This window comes from Halobellus inordinatus (genome assembly GCF_024498335.1).
Classification (GTDB): domain Archaea; phylum Halobacteriota; class Halobacteria; order Halobacteriales; family Haloferacaceae; genus Haloquadratum; species Haloquadratum inordinatus.
In genome coordinates this window covers 1,441,049-1,462,140 of record NZ_CP101825.1, presented here as the reverse complement: position 1 = coordinate 1,462,140, position 21,092 = coordinate 1,441,049, and the positions used below count along the sequence as shown (strand labels likewise).

The following is a 21,092-nucleotide window of genomic DNA, read 5'->3' as shown; positions in this document are numbered from 1 at the left end:
AAGCCGGCGCTCGCGGAGTTCAGCATCGGACGATCGGGAGTCGGTGAGAATCCGGCGGTGACCAGTCGCTGCGGACCGGTGGTGGATTTCAGTCGGAGATGAACTTGTTGTCGCGCCAGTTCACGCCGTTAGAACCGTTCTCGCTCTTCGAGGGGTTCTCGACGACCTCGATGCTCGCCGGGCGCTCTTCGCCTTCGACGATGCGGTGGGCCGTGAGTTCGCCATCGAGTTCGGTGATCGCGGTGAGCGTGCCCTTCTCGGCGAGCAGCGCGATCTCGCGCAGCACGAGGAACATCGGATACTGCAGCGCCGTGTTCTGAAGGACGGTTTCGCGGTCGCCCTTGAAACAGGCGAACTCGACGAGTTCGGAAGGGATCTCCTCTTCTTCTTCCTCCCAGCGCGGTGCGCCCGCGCGCGGCGGCTCTTCCTCGTAGACGCGGTTCTCTGTGATGCTGGCTTTCAACTGTGCCGTCGGGGTGTACTTGCTCAGATTGTCCTCGGCTGCGACGGCTTTGAGGATGAGCGTGTTGTTCCGACGGGTCACCTCGACGTCGTCGACCTCGGGCGGCAGTTCCGGGTCACCGTTCAGGTACTCTTCGACCTCTTCGAGGGGCAGTTCCAGTGTCGAGTGAAGTCGGTATACGCGGCCTGACATAGTTACTTTGGGTGGTACCCGTACGAACGGACGCGACGCGACGTCGGTACCTGTGTAGTGGTAGGTGCCGGGGCCTTATAGGGTCTACCCTTTGATTCGCGGCGGCGTCCGCGAGCAGACGCGAAACCCACAGGGTAGTTGATGGCTCGAACTCCGGACAAACGAATCACTGCGTCTCGGAACCCATATTCGTGCGGGTGGGAAATCTCGGACGACAGCGATGCCTCCGTCACTTACGCGTCGAGCGTCGCTTCGAGTTCGCCCCGCTCGTCGAGCTCTGCGAGGATGTCGCTGCCGCCGACGAACTCGCCGGCGACGAACGTTTGGGGAATCGTCTCCCAGCCGCTGTGATCTTCGAGCGCACTCCGATACTGGTCGAGGGCGGGGAGCACGTCGATCGTCTCGAACTCGTCGACGTACTGGGAGATGAGATTGACCGCGCGCTGGGAGTAGCCGCACTGGGGCATCAGCCGGTTCCCCTTCATAAACAGGACGACGTCGTTCGACTCGATGGCGTCGTCGACGCGCGCTCGTACTTCGTCGTCGCTCATATCCGCACCGGGCTGGAACGTCATAGAGCGACGTATGCGTCCAGTCCTGAAATGGATTGCGTCGCCCGAAGTTCGGGCCGTCCCGCTCGACGGTCCGAGCGGGAGTCGGCGACCGTTAAACACTCGCGGATACGGTGCGAGCGCGGCCCTGGCCCGCTCTTACTCGTTGCCGACGCGAACGACGTCGATGAGCGAGTAGACCGGCACGCCCTCGATGTCCTCGACGCCCTGTTTGTCGACGATGACGACGCAGGCGACGGGGTTGCCACCCTCCTCGCGGATCGACTCGACGGTCTCTCGCATCGTCGTTCCCGAAGTGATGGTGTCGTCGACGACGTAGCAGTCGCGGTCGCGGATCTGCGCGAAGTTCCGCGAGAACGACCCGCCGAGGTCTTCGATGTCGCCTTCCTCCCACTGGTGTTTCGCCGGGGCGTACGAACCGAGGTCAGTGTCGAGTTCCGTCGAGACGACCGTCGCGAGCGGCGCGCCGGCTTTCTCGATCCCGATCGTCAGATCGACTTCCTCGCCCTCTTTCACCAGGAGGTCGGCCATCGCTCGGCCGATGTGTGTGAGCCGCTGGGAGTCGCGGCCGATCGCGCTCCAGTCGACGTGGATGTCGTGGGGGCCGCCGCCGTTGTCCTCGGGCTGTACCGGTTCAGGCTCGTAGTTGTTCGAGCCGCTGCGTTCGACCAGCCAACTGGCCGTCTCCCGGGAGACGTTCAGCTCGTCGGCGATCTCGCCTTTCGACAGACCGCGTTCGGCGAGTTCGGCCGCACTCGAGATGAGATCATCGACGTTCTTCATACGCGCTGAATTGGACGGCGGTTTTTATAGTGGTGTCGTCGTCGCCGAAGGCCGCCTCGAACTCGGTTAGATCGTATACACCAGTGACGACCGCGTCACGGAACCACGCCGGGAGCGTCGCGAGCGTCTCCGTCGCGGACTCGAAGTGTCGGACGTTCGAGTTGACGCTCCCGACGAGCGCTTTGTTGTGCATCACGAGTTCTCTGTGCAGTTTCCCGCCGTCGATCTCGAACTCCCACGAGCCCGGGACTCCTAACAGCGCGCCGACGCCGTTGGGCGCGAGCGCATCGATCGTCTCGAAGGCGTGCTTCGCGTAGCCCGTCGCCTCGAAGACGAGGTCCATCGGCTCGTGCGCGGCCGGGACTTCCGCGAGCGGTGTCTCCCGGGAGTCGACGTAGGTCGCGCCGAGCGCCTCGATGATGTCGATCGTCGGATCGGGGCGGTCCCGGCGGCCGAGACAGTAGAGCCGGTCGAAGTCGAACTGGTCGCGGAGCATCGCGAGCGTGAGCAGGCCCAGGCTCCCGTTGCCGAGGACGAGCGCCGACTCCGGTTCCCAGGTGAACGACGAGCGCGACGCGTACGCGAGTTCGACCGCCTTCTCGGCCACAGAAAGCGGTTCGACGAGGAAGCCGACGTCGACGATCGACGCCGGAACCTCGACCAGATACGCCTCGGGGCTGGTGAAGTACGTCGACATAAATCCGTGCGCCCCAGAAATTCCGCGCTCGTGGTAGGCGCCTTCGGGAGCCATATCCGGTTCGCCGCGCGCGAAGTACGGGTTCGACCCGTTCGGCGGTCGGCGAACCGTGGGGACGACCACGTCGCCCCGAGAAAATCGCGTGTCGCCGGCGTCTTCGACGACGCCGACCGCCTCGTGGCCCAATACGAGGTGATCCTCGCCCGTCGGGAAGTCGCCGTGGCCCCCGGCGATGACCTCGTGGTCCGTCCCGTCGACGCCGACCCGGAGCGTCCGGACCAGCGCCTCGCCGACGCCGGGCACCGGCCGCTCGGTTTCGACGACGACCGGACGGTTCGCCCCGCGCTCGACTGCGATCGCGTGCATACCTCAAGCTAACGCGTGGTGCAGATAAAAGATTTATTCCACTATGAGTTAATATTGTGCTCCGGTGTCGTCGTCCAGATCGTCGACGAGGGCGTCGCCGACGCCGACGTACTCGGCCGGCGAGAGCGCGCGCAGTTCCGCGCGGACGTCGTCGTCGACGTCGAGGTCGTCGAAGAGGTCGCGGAAGTCTTCGAGCGTCACGTCGCGGCCGCGCGTGAGTTCCTTGACACGCTCGTAGGCTTCCGTGTCGCCCTCGCGCCGGAGGATCGTCTGAACGGCCTCACCGATCAGTTCGGGATGGGCGTCGAGTTCCTCGCGCATCACCGTCTCGTTGGGCACGACTTTTCCGAGTCCCGCCTCGGTCTTCCCGTAGCCGATCAGACAGTGCGCGAACGCCGCGCCGATGTTGCGTTTCACCGTCGAGTCCGAGAGGTCGCGCTGGAGGCGTGAGGTCGTGACGTAGTCGGCGAGGAACGTCAGGTCAGCGTTGGCCTTCGAGAGGTTCCCCTCGGAGTTCTCGAAGTCGATCGGGTTCACCTTGTGCGGCATCGTCGACGACCCCGTCTCGCCTTCGGCGGCCTCCTGTCCGAGGTAGCGGTCCGAGACGTAGAGCCAGATGTCGCGGTCGAGGTCACAGAGGACGTTGTTCACGCCCCGAAGCGCATCGAAGACGGACGCGAGGTCGTCGCAGGGGTTCACCTGCGTCGTGAGCGCGGTGTGGTCGAGACCGAGACCGGTGACGAACGAGCGGGAGAACGCGCGCCAGTCGACGTCGGGGTAGGCGGCGACGTGCGCCGCGTACGTGCCGGAGGCGCCGGCGAGTTTGCCCGAGAGGTCGTCCGCGGCGTCGACGACGCGCCCCATCGTCGTCCCCAGGCGCGCGGCGTAGACGGCCATCTCCTTGCCGAAGGTGGTCGGCGTCGCGGGCTGTCCGTGCGTTCGCGCGAGCATCGGCGTGTCCCGGTACTCGTGGGCGAGGTCGACCAGTTCGTCGCGGACGGCCGTCAGCGCCGGCAGCAACACGTCTTCGACGGCGGGCTTGACGAGCAGTCGCTGCGCGAGATTGTTCACGTCCTCGGAAGTGAGCCCGAAGTGGATCCACGGGTGGACGCGCTCGTCCGTCTTCGTGCGCAGGAAGTACTCGACGGCCTTCACGTCGTGGTTGGTCGCGCTGAACCCCTCGGCGCCTTCGGTCTCCAGGCGCTTGATGAGGTCCGCGTCGTCGGCGCCGAAGTCGTCGACGACGGCGCGGAGGTCGGCGCGCTCCTCGTCGGTCAGCGAGAGCGACGTAGCGTCCAGATCCGCCAGCGCGAGGAGGTACTCCACCTCGACGCGGAGCCGCGCTCGCATCAGCGCCGCTTCGCTGGCGTAGGGCACGAGCGGCGCGGTTCGGCCGGCGTATCGCCCGTCGAGCGGCGAGACTGCCGCGAGCGGGTCGGAACGGGAGAGGTCGTCCATACGCTGAGTCTCCGCAGTGCGCTAAAAAAGCGTGTCGATGAATATCCCACTCCTGTGCATATTTCTCGGGGTTACAGACCGATTTTCGGACGCACCTATCCGCAATTGTGTATATCGGCGCCGGCGAGACCGCAACTGACTTACTATCTGCGCGAGGCCCCACGAGTATGACCAAGATTGCCGGCCTGGCGAGCAATCGCGGACGAAACCTCCTGCACATCGACGATCGACGCCCCGGCGGCGCGGAACTCGCCGTCGTCGTGGCGAACCACGAGGGCGCGCCCGTCCTCGACGCCGCCTCCGAGCGCGGCATCCCCACGGAAGTCGTCGAGCGCGACGACGACGAATCCCGCGAGACACACGAGGAGCGCGTCCTCGACGCGCTGTCGAGTTACGACTTCGACCTCGTCTGTCTGGACGGCTATATGCGCGTCCTCACCGAGACGTTCCTCGACGCCGCGCCGACGACGCTCAACGTCCACCCGTCGCTGCTCCCGTCGTTCCCCGGAATGGACGCCCACGAACAGGTGCTCGACGCTGGCGTCAGCGTGACCGGCTGTACCGTCCACGTCGTCACCGACGAGGTCGACGCCGGGCCGGTCGTCACCCAAGAGTCGGTGCCGGTCTACGCCGACGACGACACCGACTCGCTGAAGACGCGCGTCCTCCACGACGCGGAGTTCACGGCGTACCCGCGCGCCGTCCGCTGGTTCGCGGAGGATCGCCTCCACGTCGAGAGCGAGGGCGACGAACTGTCCGTGACCGTCGACGGCGACGACGGCGGCGAGTTCCCCGAGCGCCGCGTCGTCTCCGACGACCGCGTCGCCGAACTGCGCTACGGCGAGAACCCCCACCAGGACGCCGCGGTCTACGCCGACGCCGCCGTCGACGAGGCGAGCGTCGTCGACGCCCCGCAGTTGAACGAGGGCGCGAAGGGCCTGTCGTACAACAACTACAACGACGCCGACGCCGCGCTGAACCTGATCAAGGAGTTCGACGAACCCGCGGCCGCGGTGATCAAGCACACGAATCCCGCAGGCTGTGCGACCGCGGACACCCTCGCAGACGCCTACGCCGACGCGCTCGCGACGGACCCGATGAGCGCCTTCGGCGGCATCGTCGCGCTCAACCGCGAATGCGACGCCGCGACCGCCGAAGAGATCGTCGACTCGTTCAAGGAAGTCGTGGTCGCGCCGAGTTACACCGACGCCGCACTCGACGTCCTCACCGAGAAGGAGAACCTCCGCGTCCTCGACGTCGGCCCGCTCGGCGACCGGACCGACAGCCTCACCGAAAAGCCGCTCGTCGGCGGCCGCCTCGTCCAGGAGCGCGACCTGTGGGCGCCCGATCGCGAGGACATCGAAGTCGTCACCGAGACCGAACCGACCGAGGAACAACTGGAGACGATGCTGTTCGCCTGGAAGGTGCTGAAGCACGTCAAATCGAACGGCATCGTCTTCGCGGACGGCACCGAGACCGTCGGCGTCGGGATGGGTCAGGTCTCCCGCGTCGACGCCGTCCGACTGGCCGCGATGAAGGCCGACGAGCACGCCGAGGGCAAGAACGCCGACGGCGCCGTGATGGCGTCTGACGCCTTCTTCCCGTTCCCCGACGGCGTCGAGGAGGCCGCCGACGCGGGCGTGTCCGCCGTCATCCAGCCCGGCGGCTCTGTCAACGACGAGGACGTCATCGAGGCCTGCGACGAGCGCGGGATTCCGATGGTCTTCACCGGGCGGCGGTGCTTTCGACACGACTGAGCGAAGCGAAAGAGTGTCGAAAGTCAGTGCGACGAGCGGAGCGAGTCTCACGCGACTTCCGGCACGCTGACCAAGCGAAGGAGTGTCGAAAGTCAGTGAGACGAGCGGAGCGAGTCTCACGCGACTTCCGGCACGCTGACCAAGCGAAGTAAAATCGGTCTGAAACGACCGGCTGCGGAGATCGGCTCGGAGCGACTCCCTACTCCGAATCCATCCGGACGACGAGGATCGGCACGTCGGTGTTCTCGACGACGCGCTCGGTGACGCTGCCGAGATTCGCGAGTTTGTCTCGCCCGGAGCGGCCGTGCGTCCCCATCACGATCAGGTCGACGTCGCTCTCGGCGGCGTAATCCAGAATCGCGCGGTACGGAATACCGTCGCGGACGGTCGTCGTACACTCGACGCCAGCCTCCGCCGCGGCCTCGGCGACTTCTTCGACCGCCTCGTGGGCGTCTTCCTCCATCGTCGCCTTCAGGTCGGGCTTCTGTTCCTCGCCGGCGGCCAGATAGAGCCGCCGATCGACCACCGAGAGCGCGTGGATTTTCGCCTCTCGCGTCGCTGCGATGTCGAGTGCGTGGTCGAGCGCTTGTGCGGTCCCGTCGCTGCCGTCGGTGGGAACGAGAATGTGATCGTACATCGCGTCTCGCCGTTCGGACGGCACCCTCTTGAACGGTCCCCCGGTTGTCGCCGTGCGGGAGCGGTGGGCCGGTGCCTGCGATACGCTAAGGGCGCGCCGGCAGAGAGTATATCTCTCCCTCGTTCCAAGAGGCGGGCGTGTGTACACTGACGCTCGCCTGGCGCGCATTCGAGGACGCGCCCGTCGTCGTCGCGGCGAACCGTGACGAACTGCTGGATCGAGAGTCCGAACCGCCGGCCGTCGTCGACGGCGACCCGTCGTTCGTCGCGCCGCGGGACGCGGTCGCCGGCGGGACGTGGATCGGCTACAACGAACACGGCGTCTTCGTCGGCCTCACGAACCGCTGGGTCGACGTGCCCGACGGTGGAGAGCGCTCCCGCGGACTGCTCGTTCGCGACGCGCTGCGCGCCGAGAGCGCCGTCGATGCGCGCGAGACGATCGAAGACGCCGTCGCCGCGGACACTTACGACGGGTTTCATCTCGTCGTAGCCGAGCGCGGGGGCGACGATCCCCGAGCCTACTTCTTCGAGTGGGACGGTTCGCTGAACGTTCGAAGACTGACGCCCGGCGTCCACGTCGTCGTCAACGTCGGCATCGACGGCGAGTTCGTCGAACCCGAGTGGCGGCCCGAGGTGGGGGCGATCCAGGCTCACAACGCCCAGCAGGTCCGGACGGAGTTGGACTCGCGGAAGTGGGACTCCGCGTCCGCCTGGCTCGACCGCGCGAAGGAGGTTCTCGGAACCCACGAGTACGGCGTGTGCGTCCACGAGTCGGACCGGGACTTCGGGACGCGGTCCTCGTCGCTGATCACGCTCTCGGCCGACGGCGACGCCGAGTTCCAGTTCGCCGACGGGGCCCCCTGCGACACCGCCTTCGACCGGGTCGAAGGTCAAATTTAAACGAGTCGCGGGCGTCGGTCGGGGTATGAGCGCAGCCGCCGAAGCCGATCTCTCGGACGACGAACGCGAAGCGCTGGAACTCATCCGAGAGACGGGTGGGATCCACCAGAGCGACTTCTGGAAGGAACTCGACATCTCCTCGCGGAAGGGCAGCCGGATCGCCGAACGACTCGCGTCGCTCGGCCTGATCGAACGCGAGGAGACGGTCTATGAGGGACACAACACCTACCATCTGGAACCGGCCGCGCGGGACCTCGACTTTTCGCTCCTGATGGCAGGCGATATGCTCTCGCCGTTCATCGGCGAGGAGGAGGTCAACCACAACAGCGACGCCTTCTCGCAGTGGCTGATGAATCTCGCGTACGAAGAGTACTAAACGCGGCTCGTTTCTGCATTCCATCGTCGCTCGTTCGCGCGCTCGGTAGCCGCGTGTGTCCCGAACCCGCGTGTCCCGAATAGCTGCAAAACGGTCCGGCTGGCGGGATTTTCGAACGGGTACAGTCGTTGACTGGAACGACGCTACTATAGACAGGTCGCGAAAGCGGAGAAGTACCGCGGTCCGACGCCGTTATTCGTCGGCTTCGTCGTCTTCGTCTTCTTCGGCCGGTTCGAGGTCGTTCTCGACGATGTACGGTTCGATTTCGTCGTTTTCGAGTTCGACGAACGCCTCGGACTCGGCGGAGACGGTCGCGACGTCGACGCCCGCGGCCGTGAGTTCGTCGTCGTTCGCGGAGGCGATCGCGCGAAGCGCCAGGCCGACGCCCTCGTCGAGCGTCATCTCGTCCTCGTAGTTCTCTTCGAGGTGCTCCTGGATGTCCCCGCGGTCCGCACCGATCGAGACGGCCTTCCACTCGTAGGGCGTCCCGGAGGGGTCCGTCTCGTAGAGGCGCGGCGAGCCGTTCTCGATGCCGCCGATGAGCAGCGCGACGCCGAACGGACGGGCGCCGCCGACCTGCGTGTACTGCTGGATGTGGTCGGTGACGTTCTTCGTCAGCGTCTCGATGCCGACGGCTTCGCCGTAGCGGAGGCGGTTGACCTGCGCCTGACGGCGCGCGAAGTCGATGAGCTGTCGCGCGTCCGCGACGTGGCCCGCCGAGGCGATGCCGGCGTGGTCGTCGGCCTTGTGGATCTTCTCGACGCTCGTCGGCTCCATCAGCGGAGAGCGAGAACGCTTGTCGGCCGCGAGGACGACTCCCTCGGGCGTCCGGACCCCGACGCTCGCGGTCCCTCGCTTGACTGCTTCCCGCGCGTACTCCACCTGATAGAGACGACCGTCGGGCGAGAAAATCGTGATCCCACGATCGTATGCCTGCTGTTGGGCTTGTCCCTGCATAGTATCACTCGAAATCGAGCCGCGTCGCGCCCGCGAACCCGTCGGTGCCCTCGACGTCGACGCGCGTCCCGCGGACGACGGCAGGGTGGGGTTCGTTCTCGAACACGACGTCTCTCTGTTTTCCACGTCCGGTCCGGCCGTTCAAATACCTTTCCTCACAGGCACGAACAGTGCCCGAAATTCCGCGAACACGGAGGCCGACGGGGGTGCCGTCGACCGCGTCGACGGTCGCGAGCGCTGCCCGGGCGCGGTCTTCCGTGCCCCGATACGCCCGCACGATCGTCTCGCCGTCGCCGCCATCGAGGTCGAACGAGAGCACCGTCAGATCCGTCTCCGCGCTCCCGACGTCGCCGTAGAGGTTCTGTGCCGCGTACCAGAGGTCCCGCTGGAATGCCCCGCGGTCGAACTCCGCGTCGGGCCAGGTCTCGATCTCGACGGCCAGATACCGCCAGCGCGGCTGGAGGTGTTTCGGAAGGTGCTTCACGGGCGGTTCACTCCGCGCCGTCTGTGGTAGCGTCCGCGTCCGCGACGCTGACGCGTTCGCTCGCGTCGCCGAACCGTTCGGCGACGAGGACGCCGACCTGCTCGTGGACGCGCTCGACGGCCGTGAGGACGAACCCCTCGTCAGTCAGCGCGTCGACGAGCGTCCCGACGGTCGCGGGGTCGTCGACCTCGGGGCTGTAGAAGGGCTCGTCGGGGTCGGGCGCTCCGGAGAACATCAGGTCGCCGAGCACGAAGCGCCGCGGATTCAGGTCGGCGATGGCGGCGATCGCCTCCCGTTTCTCCGCGTCGGAGAGGTGATGCATCGCGAAGTTCGAGGTGACGACGTCCACCGGACCGTCGTAGTTGGGGTCGCGGAAGCGGCCCTCGCCGAACTCGACGTTTTCCAGGCCCGCGTCGCCGGCCTTCGCGCGCGCCTCAGCCAGCATCCCCTCGCTGATGTCGCGGCCGATCACGCGCTTCGCGTTCGGTGCCAGCGCGAGCGCGATCGCCCCGGTTCCCGTCCCGAGGTCGAGGACCACGTCGTCGGGACCGGGAGCGGCGTGTTCAACGACTAAATCCGCACACGCGAGGTACTCTGCAGAGTCCGACTCGTCGTCGTACGAGTCGGCGACCGCCGAGAAGCGCGCGGCGTGTTCGTCAATCGTCTTCTTCATATCGGCCACGTTCGACGCCCGGGGCAATGAACGACTCGGAGAGTCGCTCACGGTTCCGGGCGATCAGCCGTCCCCACGCGTCGAGCCCCTCGCGTGTCCACTCTTCTCCGAGGCCGATCTCCGCACCGAGCGCGGCGAGCTCCCGGGGCGCGCGGAGCTGCAGGTGCGATTGCGGATTCGCGCTGACGACGTAGGGGGCGTCGTAGTGGTCGACGAGCCGCTTCAGCCGACGGAGTTTCTCGAGGTGCTGAACGCGGTGGCCGCCTCGATTTCTGAGGACAGGCGCGAGGTTCACTTCGATCCAGACGCTGTGCTCGCTGGCGGCCTTCGCGAGCACGTGGTTGAAGTCGCCGTCACCGCTCCCGTTTGCCCCCTCGAACGGCCGCGTGAGCACGTCGACGCGGTCCTGCTCGACAGCGAAGCGATTCAGCGCGTTCGTCCCGCCGCAGACGAACACGAGCGTGTGCTTTGTGCGCGCGTTCCCGACCGCGCCGCTGGCGTGTTGTGGGTCGGCAGCGACGATCTCGGCGGCGTCGACGACGTCGGCCGCGAGGTCCTCACGGAGACGTTCGTAGTCGGGGTCGGCGTCGTCAGCGCGGACGATCACGCCCTCGTACCCGTAGCGCTCGGCCGTCGTCGCGAAGCGTGCGGCCGTGCTCTGTCCGTCCGGGTGGGCGTGAACCGCCTCGTACATAGTCCGAAGAACAGGCCGGGCGAGTATGGCAGTTACGATCGGTCGAAGTAGCGCGCGAATCGAGGATACGGTCAGCGACCGCGACGCCGCCTGAGCACGGCCGCACTGCCGAGAACGCCGGCGACGGCGCCGGCGACGCCGAATCCGGGCGTCGACGTACCCGAGCCAGATTCGGTCGGCATCGACTGATCGTTCCGGATCGGGACGTCGAAGTCAGCAGTCTGGTTCCCGTCCGGCCCTGCCACAGTAATTGTGATCGAGTCGTGCGTCTCGACCGCCGAGAGGTCGAAAGTCGCGTTCCAAGACCCATCCTCACCGACGGTCGCCGCTTGCGTCTTGAGGAACTGCGGGTCAGTCTCGCCCGCGGACTGGACGCGAATCTGCAGTTCGGTACCCGGATCGAGCGTCGTCGTTCCGGCGATCGTCACCTCCGCCGTCGACGAGACCAACTCCGTATCGAGTTGAAACGGCTCCTCGTCCGCCTGTGCGGTCGCGGGAACGGCGGCCGCCGAGAGTACGAGCGTGGCGACGAGTGCGAGCGAGACGAACGAACGTGCCGCTGGTACGCTGTGCTCGATCTCGCTTGCGATCTGTGCGATACGATCTGTTGGAGGGCTATCGATCATACCCACTCGGGGAGACGAGTGTGGCGACCAAGTAGGCGGGGAATGCTTAAATCGTCGCTTGAGCGCCGACGGAGCGGCTCGTTCCGCCCCACTAGACCGGCCGCTCGGCCGATCAGCCGACGAGTTGCCGCGTCGCGTCGGTGAGCGCAGCGGCCGCGCGCTCGACGTCGTCGACGTCGACGTACTCGCGCTCGGCGTGGGCGACGGCCCCCTCGTCGTCGGCGAGAACGCCCGGACCGAAGACGACCACGGGGGCGGGCGAGAAGTACGACGCCTCGGTCGCGGCCGTGAACGGGCGGACGGTCCCGGATCCGCCGGCCCGCTCCGACGCGGCCGCGAGTGTCTGCACGAGGGCGTGCTCTTCGTCGGTCGCGAACGCTTCCAGAAACGGCGTCGGGCGGTCCGTGAGCGAGAAGTCGACGCCGACGTCGTCGGCGACGGCGGCGCGAACGGCCGTTTCGAGTCCCGTTCGGAACTCTTCGGCCGTCTCCGGCGGGACGCTCCGGCGGTCGAGAACGAGTTCACAGTGCGCCGGGATCTGGTTCGTCGCGTCGCCGCCCGTCACGGTCGTCGGCGTCAGCGTCGCCGCGCCGAGTTGCGGATGCGGGTCACGCCCGTCGTCGAACTGTCGAATCACCGTGAGTGCGGCTTCCAGTCCGGCGATGGCGTTCACGCCCGACGTCGGTTCGGCGGCGTGCGCGGCCGAGCCGGTGAGCGTGAGCGTTCCCTGGAAACGCCCCTTCGCGGCGGTGCAGACGTCCAGATCGGTCGGTTCGCCGACGACGTAGCAGTCGGCCTCGAGATCCAGCGCGGCCGCGCCCGTCGAGAGTTTCTCCTCGTCGGGCGTTACTGCGAGCGTCACGCGGGCGTCCTCGCGTGGGTCGACAGCGAAGAACGCGGCGAGAATAGCTGCGAGCGGCCCCTTCGCGTCGCAGGAGCCGCGGCCGTGGATGCGGGTCGTCTCGCTGTCCGCCTCCTCGCGCTCGAACGGCACGTGTGGCGAGACGGTGTCGATGTGGGTGTTGAAGACGAGATGCGTGTCCGCGTCGGATTCGGTGGCGCCCTTCGCAGCGAGCGTGTTGCCCGCGTCGTCGACGCGGGCGTCGAGGCCGTGGGCTTCGAGCGTCTCGACGAGGAGCGCGCGCATCTCCTCGACGCTCTCGTTGGAGGCTATCGGAACGGCGTCTTCGAGGAACGCGACGGGATCGAAGTCGTCGTCGGCCATCTACGCCGAGCGCACGACGACGTCGAGTTCGCTCGCGAACTCCCGCTCGGCGGGGCCGGCGAGCGTTGCCGGTCCGTCGTCCGGCACGGTGATCTCCAGGTCGCCGCCCGGCGGGCTGACGGTCACGGGTGCGCTGCCGTCGACGAGGCCGAGGCGCTTTGCGACCGCAGCGACAGCGACGGCACCGGTCCCGCAGGACTGGGTCTCGCCCTCGACGCCGCGCTCGTAGGTCCGCTGTCGGAAGTGGGGGTTGCCCTCGTCGTCCTCGACGCGGGAGGCGAGCGTGACGTTGGCTCCCTCCGGGAAGACGTCCGCGTGGCGGACGTCCGGTGCGACGGCTTCGAGGTCCACGTCGTCGACGTCGTCGACGACCGCGACCGCGTGGGGGACGCCGGTGTTCACCGCGGTGACGGTGAGGCCTTCGACGTCTTCTTCGACGAGTTCGGCGTCGCGATCCAGCGGCACGTCACGAGGGGCGAAGGTGGGTTCGCCCATCTCGATGGTGACGTGGTCACCGTCGACATCCGCGCGGCGGGTTCCGGCGGGCGTGTCGATCATCAGCACGTCCGAGCCGGTCTGTTCGGCGCCCCAGGCGGCGGCAACGCGGGCACCGTTGCCACACATCGCGGCGACGGAGCCGTCCGGTTGGACGAGCGTCATCACGATGCGCGGCGGCGAGTACCGGTCTTCGAGTGCGAGAAAGAGAACGCCGTCCGCGCCGGTGCGCGGCGAGTCGTCGTGTGTCACGCCGGTCTCGCGGTCGCAGTGGGTCGTGGCGAACGCCGGGCGGTCGGGAATCGATTCGACGGCGTCGACGACGATGAAGTCGTTGCCGGTGCCGTGGTACTTCTCTACTGGTACGTGGTCGTGCAGTACGCTCATTGTTCTAGTTCGGTGAGGTCAGTCAGGGTTTCCCGTCGCCGGGCGAGTCGGACCGTCGTCTCAGAGAGGGCGACTTCCGCCGGCCGGGGTCGAGAGTTGTAGGTGCTCGACATCTCGTATCCGTACGCGCCCGCGTTACCCACGGCGAGGAGGTGGCCCCGTCTGGGCCGCGAGAGCGGTCTGTGCTCGCACAGTACGTCCGCCGACTCACAAATAGGTCCCGCTACGGTGACGGGCATCGATTCGGCGTCGGCAGATGCAGAGAGATTGCGGATTTCGTGGTACGCGTCGTACATCGCCGGCCGGAGCAGCGTCGTCATCCCGGCGTCGACGCCGGCGACGGTAGCGTCGCGAGCCTCCTTGACCGTGTTGACCCGCGTGAGGAGCACGCCGGCGTCGGCGACGACGTAGCGTCCGGGTTCGACTGCGAGCGTCGCGTCGACCTCGCCGAGCGCCTCACGCGTCGCGTCGGCGACGGCGTCGAGATCCAGCGGCGGTTCGTCGTCGCGGTACGGCACGCCGAAACCGCCGCCGACGTCGACGAACTCCAGGGAACCGACGCGGGATTCGACGTCGCGGGTGAGATCTCCCATCCGGCGGACCAACTCGCGGTGCTCCGAGAGGTCCTCGCCGGAGATGCCGCTGCCCGCGTGGGCGTGGACGCCGACGAGGTCGAACTCGGCGGCCCACGGTTCCGCGAGGTCGGGAACGCGTTCGATCGGAATGCCGAACTTCGCGTTCGCACCGGTCTGAACCTTCTCGTGGTGGCCCGCGCCGACGCCCGGATTCGCGCGGATGCAGAGGCGGCCGTCGAAGCCGCGGTCGCGGAGGCGATCGACGGTGTCGGCCGCGCCGACGGTGATCGTCAGCCCGGGATGTTCGCGCCAGCGCTCGACGACCAGATCGAGGTCGCGAGCGGGCGGATTGACCGCCGTGTACTGGATTCGATCGCCAGTGAATCCGGCCTCGAAAGCGCGTTCGACCTCGCCGGCGGACGCGCACTCGACGTCGAGGCCGGCCTCGCGGACGGTTCGAAGCACGGACTGGCCGGTGTGGGCCTTCGCGGCGTACCGGACGTCGGCGCCGGGGAACGCGTCCAGAAGTCGGGTGCAGTTCGCTTCGACTCTACGGAGGTCGACGACGTAGAGCGGGGTCTCGTACTCCTCGGCGAACGCGACGAGCGTCTCCTCGTCCCACTCGTCGAGGCGGCGAACCGCCGGCCCGCCGTCGCCGCCCTCGCTCATTCCCGAAGCGCCTCCTCGCGGCGGGTCTTATCGAGCGTGTCGTCTTCGATGTCGAGCGCGACGACCGCCGGCTTGTACGCGCCGGACTCGAAGAGGTCGTGATCGCCGAGCGAGGACTCGACGTAGCGCGTGAACGCGCGGCGGTTCGACGGCAGGTGGCCGTAGATGACTTCCTCCTCGACGAGGTCGTAGACCGGAATCCGGGGGCTGAGAAGCGTGTTCTCGCCGACGACCGTGTTCTCGCCGACGTGGAATCCAGAGGTGACGCGACAGCCTGCACCCAGCGAGACGCCGTCCTCGATGATCACGGGCGCGTCCTCGACCGGTTCGAGCACGCCGCCGATGAGCGTGTTCGCGCCGAGTTTGACGTTCTCGCCCAGTTGGGCGCAGGAACCGACGGTGTCGCAGGAGTCGACGAGCGTCCCGTCGCCGACGTACGCGCCGATGTTGACGAACGACGGCGACATCATAATGCAGTCCGAGCCGAGGTACGCACCGCGGCGGATCGCCGTCCCGTCGGGCGTGTTGCGGGTGCCGCGCCCGCCGAGGTCGGTGGTCGAACGCAGCGGCAGGACGTCGTAGTACGTGACGTCGCCGTACTCGCGGGGGAGCGTCTCCCGCAGGCCGAAGTTCAGGAGAATGCCCTGCTTGACCCACTCGTTGACGACCCAGCCGTCGGGGCCGCTCTCGCCCACCTGCTCGGCCGCCCGTACGTCACCCGTTTCGAGGGCTTCGAGGAAGGCGTTGAGCGTCGACTCGATCGCAGAGCCAGCGGTGTCGGCGGAGAGTTCGTCGTCCTGGTAGCGCTGCCACAGGTCCGTCACGTCGGATTCGAGTCCCATTGTCAGTGTGCTCCTGTGTCACTCTCGTCACTGTCGGCATCTAAGACTTCGTCGAAATCGTAGCGGCCGGCGTCGCGTCCGGCGAGCCAGGCTGCCGCGTCGAGCGCGCCGGCGGCGAAGATGCCGCGCGAGCCGGCCCGATGAGTCAGTTCGAGTACCTCGTCGTTGCCGGCCAGAAGGATCTCGTGCTCGCCCGTGACATCGCCCGCGCGGCGGGCGTGGACGCCGATCTCCTCGCCCTCTCGCGGCTGTTCGCCGACGCGGCCGTTGACGCGCTCGGCCTCGGTGTCGCGGACCTCGTCGACGTCGTCGAGGATCGACAGCGCCGTGCCGGAGGGCGCGTCGCGCTTGCCGTTGTGGTGGGTCTCCGTCAGTTCGATGTCGTAGCCGGGGAGCGCCGCGACGGCCTCCCTGACGGACCGCCGGAGCGCCGCCACGCCGCGAGAGAAGTTCGAGGCCTTCAGGAAGGGGACGGCTTCGGCGACCTCGCCGAGTTCGGTCCGCTGGAGTTCGCTGTAGCCGGTCGTCCCGACGACGACCGCGACGTCGTTCGCCGCGGCCGTGCGGAGGTATTCGACGCTCGCGCCCGGCACGGTGAAGTCGACGAGGACGTCGACGTCGTGTTCGGCAAGCGCCCCATCGAGTTCAGTATCGTCGACGACCGTGTCGGCAGCCGGGACGTCACCGCTGGGGAATGCCCCGGGCGATTGAGTCGCCGCGAGGACGAACTCGACGTCGTCGCGGTCGGCAGCGGCGGCGAGTAGTTCACCGCCCATCCGGCCGCTCGCGCCCGTGATCGCGACGCGGAGACCGCCGCTCATCTATACTGCCTCCGTCTGCTCGCGCTGCTCCGCGTCGGCTTCGAGATCCGCGAGGATTTCTTCGAGCTCCGCGCGCGGCTCCGCGGAGAGGTCCGTGAGCGGCGAGCGGAGCTTCCCGGGAGCGTAGCCGCGAATCTCCATCGCGGCCTTGACCGGGATGGGGTTCGTCTCGACGAAGAGCTGTCGGAACAGCGGCGAGAGCTCGAAGTGACGTTCGCGGGCGCGGTCCATCTCGTCTTCGAGCGCGGCGTCGACGAGGTCGACCATCCGCTCGGGTTCGACGTTGCCGGCGACGGAGATGACGCCGCGGCCACCAAGCGAACAGATCGGCAGCGTCAGCGCGTCGTCGCCCGCGAGCACCGACAGGTCTTCGTCGCGTGTGTACTCGATGACCTCGGAAATCTGACTGATGTCGCCGCTCGCGGCCTTGTACGCCGTGATGTTCTCGTGTGAAGCCAGCGCAGCGACCGTCTCGGGTTCGATGTTCTGGCCCGTGCGGCTCGGCACGTTGTAGACGATCTGTGGGAGATCGACCGCGTCGGCGATCGCGAGGAAGTGCTCGCGGAGGCCTGCCTGTTCGGGCTTGTTGTAGTACGGCGAGATGAGGAGCAGTCCGTCAGCGCCGGCGTCGGCAGCGCGCTGTGAGAGGTCGAGCGCCTCGTGGGTCGAGTTCGAGCCGGAACCGGCGATGACGGGGACGTCGTCGACGGCTTCGACGACCGTCTCGACGACCTCGATGTGTTCGTCGTGCGTCAGCGTCGCGCTCTCGCCGGTCGATCCGGCGGGCACGAGGCCGGCGACGCCGGCGGCTTCGAGGCGCTGGGCGTCGGCGGCGAGCGTTTCGTGGTCGATCCGTCCGTCGTCGGTGAACGGCGTGGTCATCGCGGGGAACACGCCGGTGAAGTCGATCTGTGTCATCGTTGGTAGGGGGTACTGCGAGTCGCAGTCGGTAGGGTGTATCGGTTGGTCGTCGGCCGACCGTCGATGCGCGCCCGGTCGTGGGGTCGCCAAAGACGGGGATGCCACTCCCGCCTAGAGCGTTAAGGCGCGCGTTTTTTACCGATGAAAAGAAGGCCACGTACCGCTGGCGAACGGGGCGAATCCGTCGCAGGCGTCGTGGCGCGCGTCACAGTTCACAGACATCCCTCCCGCATAATATACGTTTCGCCGTCGGGCGCAGATCCGCCGCACTACCGGGACCGACGGGACCGGACATTCATGTAGTGTGGCCTCCCCAGAGACTGTATGACCGAAATTCACCCGAGTCAGCGGGTGGCGATGCTCGCAGACGCCCAGAACCTCTATCACACGGCCCAGAGCCTCTACTCGCGGAACATCGATTACTCCGCGCTGTTGGAGAAGGGCGTCGCCGGACGCGACCTCACCCGCGCGATCGCGTACGTCATCCGCGCGGACGCGCCCGAAGAGGAGAGCTTCTTCGACGCGCTCGTCGACATCGGCTTCGAGCCGAAGATCAAGGAGATCAAGACGTTCGGCGACGGCTCGAAGAAGGCCGACTGGGACGTCGGGATGAGTCTCGACGCCGTCACGCTCGCGAACCACGTCGACACGGTCGTCCTCTGTACGGGCGACGGCGACTTCTCCAGGCTATGTTCGCACCTGCGTCACGAGGGCGTCCGCGTCGAGGTGATGGCCTTCGAGGAGTCGACGGCCGAAGAACTGATCGAGGCTGCGGACACGTTCCTCGACCTCTCGGAGCGAAAAGAGACGTTCCTGCTGTAAGCGCGGTATCGGAGGCGACGTCTGTCGGGTGGCGGCGTCGTTTCAGGCGGCGCGAGCGTCGCCCGTACCCGCACGGAGGAGCGCGAGCGCCGAGCCAGCGACTGCGATCGCGGCGACGGCGGCAGCGAGGAGGTTGCTGACGCCCGTCTCGAAGAGGAGGCCACTGCTCGCGACGAGGAGCAGTGCCCCGACCGCGACCAGTCGCACGTTGACAGCCATACCACAATCCCAGTTCCCACCGGTATATATACGTTTTCGAGTCGCAGTGAGTGTGCGAGAGTCACGCACAGGTGTGAGGAACGGCACACAGGAGCGAAAAGCGGCAGATCGTTCCGTGTGCGAAGAACCGCACTCATACTGTTGGACAGCAGTTCGTGAATCATTCTGGCACCCACGGGGTGCCGATACTTTTCACATCGTTCTGTCCGACAGTATCAGGCCCCGGGCGGCCACTCGCCGGAACCAGAACCCGGACGTCTTCTCCTCGGACGTGGACCGCGAGTGTCTTGACGGTCGGCCCGGAACGACCGGGTATGACTGACGCGAACCGCGAGAAGACGCTCGCGGAACTGCGGACGATCGCCGACTACCAGTTCGGTGCGGGCGCGGGCCGGGCGCTGTTTCCGGACGACGGCAGCGAGTCGTTGACGATTCGCCGGTCGACGAGCGGCCGGCCGCGACAGATCGTCTCGGCGGACGGCCGCGTCGTCTCCTACGGAACCGACGGCCGGTTCACTCTCGGCGTCGCCGGCGGGCGACGACTCGTCGACGCGCTCGACCGGCCGACCGCCCGCGTCGTGGTCGGCGAGGAGAGCGAGCCGTTCGTCCGCGACGGCAAGAACGCCTTCGCGAAGTTCGTCCGCGACGTCGATCCGGCGGTCCGACCGGGCGACGAGGTCGCTGTCGTCCTCGACGACGACACCGTCATCGCGGTCGGCCGCGCGGAACTCTCCGCCGACGCGATGGCGGACTTCCAGACAGGGATGGCGGTGCACGTACGCGAAGGAGCAGAAGCGGAAGCCGACGGCGACTGAGTCGTGAGGCGACGCGAGTTTTAGAGCCCGAGCGCCGTCAGGAGCGGGACGCCAGTAGCGAGCGCACCGACGAGATAGCCGCCGATAGCTCCGCCGTTCAGCAGCGGGAGTCCGGCGTGGGCGCGACCTTTCAGCACCATCCCCAGCAGCGTGAACAGGCCGGCGAACGTCCCGACCATCGCCGTCAGTGCCGGGAGATTGAGCGCCGGCAGTCCGGGGACGCCGAGCGACGGTGCGAGCGACGCCGGGAGGAAGAACGCCGCGCTGGCGATGATCACCGTGGGCATCACGGCGTCCCCGAGGCCGATGAAGAAAGCATCGCGGACGTCGTCTTCATCTGCCGGGACCACGTCTTCATCCGCAGGAGTCTCCTCGGCAGCCATCGGTGCTTCGTCGGACTCGTCGCTCTCGGCCTCGGTATCGCCTTCGGACGCCGTCTCAGCAGTCTCCGCGCCCGCACCGTCGGTGTACGTCGCCGACTGTTCGTCACCGTCGTCGGCCGCCGTTTTCGCGTCTAAAAGCGAGTACGAGAGCGTCGTGGGGACGACCAGGACGACCGGGAGGTTCAGATCCATCACGCCCTCCGCCAAATCGAGCATATGTTCGGTGCCGTAGACGCTGATGGCGTCGTAGACGGCGAGGATCGAGAGCAAGACGATAGCCGGCAAGAGTCCGAAACTGATCCCGAACAGGCCCGCAGCGCCCGCCCCCATCAGGACGCCCGCGGCGTCGATGACGTACCACTCGGGGTGGACGACCAGAAGCGCCGCGAGGACGAGCGACGCGCCGATCGCGGCCAGCGGCGAGAGGAACACCGAGAAGACGTACCACGCCAGCGACGCGGCGGCGAGGACGACGAACCCCTGGACGAGCCAGTCGAGGTCGAATTTGAACGCCGCGAGCATCGCCGCCGTCGCGACGAGAATCGCGCCGATGTAGAGCAGGCTGTTCGTCGGATCGGAGGGGTCCTCGACGGTCTGATACCCCTGTTCGTAGAAGGTCGGCACGAGCGCCAGCGCGCCGAGTTGCACGAGCAAGAACAGCAGGGCGGCGAACCCGACGCCGGCGGCGACGCGTCTTCGCATACGCTCTGATTTGCGGCCGACGCACTATGGGAATTGTGTTTCGGGCTTCGGCGGTGCAGCGCGACCGCGCTCAGCGCGCGTACAGCCGCTTGCCGACGATCGACGCCGGAGACACGTCGCTCGCGGGCGTGACGGCGACGTAGGGCCGAGTGACCGGGCCGAAGACGTCGACGACGCGGCCGACCGTCGAGAGCGACTCGTCGACGGCCTCCGCGCCGATGTCGGGGTGGTCGGCGTCGTCGCAGCGGACGATGAGGAGGTTCTGTGCCATTCGAGAGACGGTGCCGAGGCGCTGCATCTCAGCCCCGGAGGATCCCGGCGTAGGCGGCGACCGCCTGCACGAGGTCGTTCTTCGTCGAATCCTCGGCGCCTTTCACGAGCACGCGCCCCCGGGCGTCCCACTCGCGGGGGTGCGTTACGTCGCGTTCGATGACGGCGTCGTAGCCGATCTGCTGGACGGCCTGCGCGATCTCGTCGACCGTCGGATCCTCGACGGCGTCGTCGAGCGGAACCCGTCGCCCGTCCTCACGAGAGACGGACGCGTCGAGGTAGCGCGGCCAGATGACGTTCTCGACAGCCATA

Annotated in this window: 26 protein-coding genes; 5 read left to right on the top strand and 21 right to left on the bottom strand. The window is 67.3% G+C overall.

The window, feature by feature from the left end:
- Nucleotides 1-88 precede the first annotated feature (88 nt).
- From NO362_RS07540 to purB, 5 genes are all read right to left on the bottom strand, one after another.
- On the bottom strand, nucleotides 89-655 hold the full coding sequence (locus NO362_RS07540) for a DUF7110 family protein (protein WP_121568200.1): 567 nt from the start codon (nucleotides 653-655) through the stop codon (nucleotides 89-91).
- 233 nt (nucleotides 656-888) lie between these two features.
- A complete protein-coding gene (locus NO362_RS07535; protein ID WP_121568199.1) occupies nucleotides 889-1,230 on the bottom strand; it encodes a glutaredoxin family protein in 342 nt (113 codons plus the stop codon).
- Nucleotides 1,231-1,365: 135 nt separating this feature from the next.
- Nucleotides 1,366-2,010 (bottom strand): transcriptional regulator GfcR, encoded by a 645-nt coding sequence (gene gfcR / locus NO362_RS07530; RefSeq protein ID WP_121568198.1) that lies wholly within the window; start codon nucleotides 2,008-2,010, stop codon nucleotides 1,366-1,368.
- The gene (locus tag NO362_RS07525; RefSeq protein WP_256544759.1) at nucleotides 1,994-3,073 is read right to left on the bottom strand and encodes a glucose 1-dehydrogenase; all 1,080 of its coding nucleotides are present in this window, start codon (nucleotides 3,071-3,073) and stop codon (nucleotides 1,994-1,996) included. Before NO362_RS07525 ends, gfcR begins: the two co-directional genes overlap by 17 nt.
- A 48-nt stretch (nucleotides 3,074-3,121) precedes the next feature.
- Nucleotides 3,122-4,531: an adenylosuccinate lyase gene (purB, locus tag NO362_RS07520; RefSeq protein WP_256544758.1), complete on the bottom strand. Its 1,410-nt coding sequence runs from the start codon at nucleotides 4,529-4,531 to the stop codon at nucleotides 3,122-3,124.
- Between the two features lie 167 nt (nucleotides 4,532-4,698).
- On the opposite strand from purB, the gene purH reads away from it, so the two are divergent.
- The gene (gene purH, locus NO362_RS07515) at nucleotides 4,699-6,288 is read left to right on the top strand and encodes a bifunctional phosphoribosylaminoimidazolecarboxamide formyltransferase/IMP cyclohydrolase (protein ID WP_256544757.1); all 1,590 of its coding nucleotides are present in this window, start codon (nucleotides 4,699-4,701) and stop codon (nucleotides 6,286-6,288) included.
- Nucleotides 6,289-6,487: 199 nt separating this feature from the next.
- On the opposite strand, the gene NO362_RS07510 is transcribed toward purH, so the two are convergent.
- On the bottom strand, nucleotides 6,488-6,925 hold the full coding sequence (locus tag NO362_RS07510; RefSeq protein ID WP_256544756.1) for a universal stress protein: 438 nt from the start codon (nucleotides 6,923-6,925) through the stop codon (nucleotides 6,488-6,490).
- A 137-nt stretch (nucleotides 6,926-7,062) separates the two neighbouring features.
- Here NO362_RS07510 and NO362_RS07505 point away from each other — a divergent pair, with 137 nt between their 5' ends.
- On the top strand, nucleotides 7,063-7,824 hold the full coding sequence (locus NO362_RS07505; protein ID WP_256544755.1) for an NRDE family protein: 762 nt from the start codon (nucleotides 7,063-7,065) through the stop codon (nucleotides 7,822-7,824).
- Between the two features lie 25 nt (nucleotides 7,825-7,849).
- Nucleotides 7,850-8,200, top strand: a complete 351-nt coding sequence (locus NO362_RS07500) for a helix-turn-helix transcriptional regulator (protein WP_121568192.1) — start codon at nucleotides 7,850-7,852, stop codon at nucleotides 8,198-8,200.
- Nucleotides 8,201-8,392: 192 nt separating this feature from the next.
- Here the strand turns inward: NO362_RS07500 and psmA are convergent, their stop codons facing one another.
- The 11 genes from psmA to dapA all read right to left on the bottom strand — a co-directional run bounded on the left by psmA (nucleotide 8,393) and on the right by dapA (nucleotide 17,566).
- On the bottom strand, nucleotides 8,393-9,157 hold the full coding sequence (gene psmA, locus NO362_RS07495; RefSeq protein WP_256544754.1) for an archaeal proteasome endopeptidase complex subunit alpha: 765 nt from the start codon (nucleotides 9,155-9,157) through the stop codon (nucleotides 8,393-8,395).
- A gap of 4 nt (nucleotides 9,158-9,161) precedes the next feature.
- Complete coding sequence (locus NO362_RS07490) at nucleotides 9,162-9,641, bottom strand: Rpp14/Pop5 family protein (protein WP_121568190.1); 480 nt, start codon at nucleotides 9,639-9,641, stop codon at nucleotides 9,162-9,164.
- 7 nt (nucleotides 9,642-9,648) lie between these two features.
- Nucleotides 9,649-10,314 (bottom strand): class I SAM-dependent methyltransferase, encoded by a 666-nt coding sequence (locus NO362_RS07485; RefSeq protein WP_256544753.1) that lies wholly within the window; start codon nucleotides 10,312-10,314, stop codon nucleotides 9,649-9,651.
- Nucleotides 10,298-11,008 carry an RNase P subunit p30 family protein gene (locus NO362_RS07480; protein WP_256544752.1) on the bottom strand — a complete coding sequence of 237 codons (711 nt, stop codon included), beginning with the start codon at nucleotides 11,006-11,008 and terminating at the stop codon, nucleotides 10,298-10,300. The genes NO362_RS07485 and NO362_RS07480 overlap by 17 nt, the downstream gene beginning before the upstream one ends.
- A gap of 71 nt (nucleotides 11,009-11,079) precedes the next feature.
- Entirely contained in the window at nucleotides 11,080-11,634 is a 555-nt protein-coding gene (locus NO362_RS07475) for a BGTF surface domain-containing protein (protein WP_256544751.1), read from the bottom strand.
- A 112-nt stretch (nucleotides 11,635-11,746) separates the two neighbouring features.
- Complete coding sequence (locus NO362_RS07470; RefSeq protein WP_256544750.1) at nucleotides 11,747-12,859, bottom strand: M20 family metallopeptidase; 1,113 nt, start codon at nucleotides 12,857-12,859, stop codon at nucleotides 11,747-11,749.
- Nucleotides 12,860-13,741 (bottom strand): diaminopimelate epimerase, encoded by an 882-nt coding sequence (dapF, locus tag NO362_RS07465; protein ID WP_256544749.1) that lies wholly within the window; start codon nucleotides 13,739-13,741, stop codon nucleotides 12,860-12,862. It lies immediately after the preceding gene.
- Nucleotides 13,738-14,985, bottom strand: coding sequence for a diaminopimelate decarboxylase (lysA, locus tag NO362_RS07460; protein ID WP_256544748.1), 1,248 nt, complete (start codon nucleotides 14,983-14,985; stop codon nucleotides 13,738-13,740). The genes dapF and lysA overlap by 4 nt, the downstream gene beginning before the upstream one ends.
- Nucleotides 14,982-15,827, bottom strand: coding sequence for a 2,3,4,5-tetrahydropyridine-2,6-dicarboxylate N-succinyltransferase (locus NO362_RS07455; RefSeq protein ID WP_256288125.1), 846 nt, complete (start codon nucleotides 15,825-15,827; stop codon nucleotides 14,982-14,984). The genes lysA and NO362_RS07455 overlap by 4 nt, the downstream gene beginning before the upstream one ends.
- A 2-nt stretch (nucleotides 15,828-15,829) precedes the next feature.
- Nucleotides 15,830-16,648: a 4-hydroxy-tetrahydrodipicolinate reductase gene (dapB, locus tag NO362_RS07450; protein ID WP_256544747.1), complete on the bottom strand. Its 819-nt coding sequence runs from the start codon at nucleotides 16,646-16,648 to the stop codon at nucleotides 15,830-15,832.
- Nucleotides 16,649-17,566, bottom strand: coding sequence for a 4-hydroxy-tetrahydrodipicolinate synthase (dapA, locus tag NO362_RS07445; RefSeq protein WP_256544746.1), 918 nt, complete (start codon nucleotides 17,564-17,566; stop codon nucleotides 16,649-16,651).
- Nucleotides 17,567-17,893: 327 nt separating this feature from the next.
- Between dapA and NO362_RS07440 the strand changes: the two genes are divergently transcribed.
- The gene (locus tag NO362_RS07440; protein WP_121568180.1) at nucleotides 17,894-18,391 is read left to right on the top strand and encodes a LabA-like NYN domain-containing protein; all 498 of its coding nucleotides are present in this window, start codon (nucleotides 17,894-17,896) and stop codon (nucleotides 18,389-18,391) included.
- Between the two features lie 42 nt (nucleotides 18,392-18,433).
- On the opposite strand, the gene NO362_RS07435 is transcribed toward NO362_RS07440, so the two are convergent.
- Entirely contained in the window at nucleotides 18,434-18,610 is a 177-nt protein-coding gene (locus NO362_RS07435; RefSeq protein WP_256544745.1) for a hypothetical protein, read from the bottom strand.
- A 314-nt stretch (nucleotides 18,611-18,924) separates the two neighbouring features.
- Here NO362_RS07435 and NO362_RS07430 point away from each other — a divergent pair, with 314 nt between their 5' ends.
- Nucleotides 18,925-19,425, top strand: a complete 501-nt coding sequence (locus tag NO362_RS07430; protein WP_256288121.1) for a PUA domain-containing protein — start codon at nucleotides 18,925-18,927, stop codon at nucleotides 19,423-19,425.
- Nucleotides 19,426-19,445: 20 nt separating this feature from the next.
- Here NO362_RS07430 and NO362_RS07425 read toward each other — a convergent pair whose 3' ends face one another.
- From NO362_RS07425 to srp19, 3 genes are all read right to left on the bottom strand, one after another.
- On the bottom strand, nucleotides 19,446-20,510 hold the full coding sequence (locus NO362_RS07425) for a presenilin family intramembrane aspartyl protease PSH (protein WP_256544744.1): 1,065 nt from the start codon (nucleotides 20,508-20,510) through the stop codon (nucleotides 19,446-19,448).
- A gap of 70 nt (nucleotides 20,511-20,580) precedes the next feature.
- Nucleotides 20,581-20,808: an H/ACA ribonucleoprotein complex subunit GAR1 gene (locus NO362_RS07420; RefSeq protein WP_256544743.1), complete on the bottom strand. Its 228-nt coding sequence runs from the start codon at nucleotides 20,806-20,808 to the stop codon at nucleotides 20,581-20,583.
- A 1-nt stretch (nucleotide 20,809) separates the two neighbouring features.
- A complete protein-coding gene (gene srp19 / locus NO362_RS07415) occupies nucleotides 20,810-21,091 on the bottom strand; it encodes a signal recognition particle subunit SRP19 (RefSeq protein WP_256544742.1) in 282 nt (93 codons plus the stop codon).
- Nucleotide 21,092: the final 1 nt, after the last annotated feature.